The 2,383-nt window shown below is 44.9% G+C and carries 2 protein-coding genes; both read left to right on the top strand.

Going from position 1 to position 2,383, the window contains the following annotated elements:
• A partial coding sequence (locus tag WA010_RS11720) for a GGDEF domain-containing protein (RefSeq protein ID WP_422557298.1) occupies positions 1 to 432 on the top strand: 432 nt, incomplete at its 5' end.
• 97 nt (positions 433 to 529) lie between these two features.
• Positions 530 to 2,383 (top strand): FAD-dependent oxidoreductase (locus WA010_RS11715; RefSeq protein ID WP_422557297.1); only part of this gene is annotated, 1,854 nt, incomplete at its 3' end.

Here is a 2,383-nt window from a genome sequence, read left to right as displayed (position 1 = left end):
GAAATTAATCGAGCGAAAAGAGATAATCAATATCTTGCATTTATGATGATAGATGTCGATTTTTTTAAACAATACAATGATATTTATGGTCATTTGAATGGGGATGATGTTTTAACTAATATATCCCATGTCATAAAAAAGCATTTTAGTCGAGCCAGTGAATTTTGTTTTCGATTAGGAGGCGAAGAATTTGGGATAATAAGCACTATCAACTCAATCAGTGATTTTGCTCAACAGGCTGAACAATTACGTATTTTTATTGAAGAATTACATATCGAACATGATGGGAGTCTTATTTCATCTTTTGTCACTATATCGGCTGGAATAGTGATTGGTAATGAGTCTGATACAGCTGAATCACTTTATAGCAAAGCTGATCAAGAACTTTACAAAGCAAAAAATACTGGACGTAATCGTATTTGTATATATTGAAATTACGGTACCTAAAATGGAATCAATAATCCTGAAAACGGTAGAATAGATGCAATAAGTTTTTATAATAATCAATATGTTCACTAAAGAGGTAGCCATGCGCATTGTTATCGTAGGAGGCGGGATTGCCGCTGTCTATATCGCCAATTCTCTGATGGAGAGTGCCCCAGAGATGGATGTGGTGATTGTATCGGATGAGAAACATCCCCCGTATGATCGTATTCATTTATGTAAACTGGTGGAAGATTGCAACTGCGTGGATTCGATAGAGTTGGAACTTCACCCAAAAGTAAAACTGGAACTGGATCAAAAAATCATCTCGATTGATCCTGCTCAAAAACGGGTTTTCAGTGAACATGCCGCATTTCATTACGATAAACTGATTATTGCGACGGGTTCGGTGCCCAAATCGCTCTTTGATATTTCAGGGATTCAAAATGCGGCAACGTTTCGAAGCCAGAGCGATTGCGAAGCGATTGCGCAGGGGATGGTGGGTCGTAATGTGATCATCGTCGGGGCAGGGCCTATCGCACTGGAGCTTCTTGATACACTCATGCGTAGTGATGCCCCTCAAAGTATTATCCTGCTTGTGCGAAAAAATTATCTCTATTCTGAGGTAATCAGCCGTGAGGGGTTGGCACTGATTCAGGGGATTTTCGAAGCGGACAGCCGAGTTAACATCCGATTTGGCGATCAAATAGTGGATAAAGAGGTTGAGGGAAATGTTATCACCAAGGTCGTGACCAAACATGGGGAAATCGATAATCCATTCATCATTTTCGGTGTAGGGATCGATCCAAACATCCCTTATGCGCGTGACGTGCTCGAATGTGACAAGGGTGTTTTGGTAAATGAGAGGATGTGTACCTCCGATGAGAATATCTACTGCGTCGGCGAAGCGGCACAGCTACGTGATGGAGGATTTATCGCAGGACGGGTCAAAGAGTGCACGATCCAAGCCGATGTCGCTATCGCGAATCTCCTAGGGACGGAGAGTAAAATATTTAAAGAAGAGGTATCCATCGATGGGCTCAAAGTGGGATCATTTTTGTTCGCCGATGTCACCGCGACCGATTTCAACCCCAAAGATAGTGAGAACGAAACAATTCTGATCACCCATGGGAATCGGATCGATCAGTATATTGTCAATAATGACAGGCTGAAACGCTTTATCGGGATCAACACGAATATCGATCTCCTAGCTCTCAAACGGTTGATCGAAACCGATGCACCGATTGATGCGGCCTATCTCTACTCGAACCGTTTGATGTCCGAATACGGGAAACTTGTCTGCAGCTGTGAGGGGGTGCATGAACTGGAGTTGGTCGAGATTATCAAAGAGAATGCGGTGACGTCGTTCGCTGAGCTCAAAGAACACTCAAAAGCGGGACGTACCTGCGGACGGTGCAAGCAGGATATTTGTGCGATTATCTCTGCAACCCCTGTCGATCCTGAGGAAGCGGCGCGGCTCCGCCAAGAGCGCTTTGATGCAGCGCAGGCGGCGGAGTTGGAAAAAGTGCGCGCACGGATCGAAAAATACAATCGTCTTCACCCGAAAAATCAGCTGAGTGCCGATAACTTTCACGAAGCGTTAGAATCGTTCGAGATGAGTCGCGAGTTTAACCGCTGGGTCTCCATGATCACCGCGTCGATGCATCTGCATCCGAAGTTTGAAGAGGTGGTAGAAGAGGGGGTGACGCAACTCAACAAAATCCCGATCATTTGGCTCGAACTCTCTGATTGTACAGGTAATTCGGAGGCGTTTATTAAAACCTCCCACCCCAAAGTGGACGATCTGATCCTCAAATACATCTCGCTTGATTATCATGAGCTGTTGATGGCGGCTTCGGGGGATCAATCGGAGTCTGCTCTGGAGAGCATACTTCATAACGACAGCGGTAAATATGTCTTGATCGTCGAGGGGGCGGTTCCGCTGGGGATGGATGGCAAG

The organism is Sulfuricurvum sp. (assembly GCF_049305995.1).
Lineage (GTDB): Bacteria > Campylobacterota > Campylobacteria > Campylobacterales > Sulfurimonadaceae > Sulfuricurvum.
This window is presented reverse-complemented; position numbering and strand designations above follow the sequence as displayed.